Source organism: Methylobacterium hispanicum (genome assembly GCF_022179285.1).
Lineage (GTDB): Bacteria > Pseudomonadota > Alphaproteobacteria > Rhizobiales > Beijerinckiaceae > Methylobacterium > Methylobacterium hispanicum.
The window spans coordinates 1-614 of the sequence record NZ_BPQO01000095.1 but is presented as its reverse complement, the minus strand read 5'-3'; the positions used below and the strand labels follow the sequence as shown (position 1 = coordinate 614).

1 pseudogene is annotated in these 614 nt (G+C 65.3%); it reads right to left on the bottom strand.

The annotated features are described in order from the left end of the window. A pseudogene (locus tag MFF56_RS31900) lies at window positions 1-535 on the bottom strand (IS3-like element ISMex11 family transposase); the annotation flags it as partial. Window positions 536-614: the final 79 nt, after the last annotated feature.

Here is a 614-nt window from a genome sequence, read left to right as displayed (position 1 = left end):
AGGCCCTCATCCCTGTAGAGGCGGTGGACCCTCTTGTGATTCACCCGCCAACCTTCCCGGCGCAGCAGGATGTAGATCCGGAAGTACCCGTAGCGCACCCGGCTCTTGGCCAGATCACAGATGCGCATCCGCAGCGGTGCCTGATCGGGCTTGGTCGAGCGGTAGCGGACGCCCGACCGACCGACGCCGAGCGCGGCGCAGCCGCGCCGCTCGCTCACCCCGTGCGCCTCCTGAACCTGGTGCACGAGCTCGCGTCGCCGAGCAGGCGTCAGAGCTTTTTTGCGAGCACGTCCTGCAGGATGTGCTTGTCGAGGCTCAGATCGGCAACCAGCTGCTTGAGCTTGCGGTTCTCGTCCTCAAGCTGCTTCAGCCGCCGCAGCTCGCCTGTGCCCAAGCCGCCGTAGAGCTTCTTCCAGCGGTAAAACGTCTGTTCGGAGATGCCCATCCGGCGCAGCACCTCCGCGACCGGTGTCCCGGTCTCGGCCTGCTTCAGCGCGAAGGCGATCTGCTCTTCGGTGAACCTGCTCTTCTTCACGGCTCTGCTCCTCCCCTCAGGGGCTCACACAACCGGAAAACTCGCACTCACGCCGGACCAAAGCGATGGGGGGACGTCA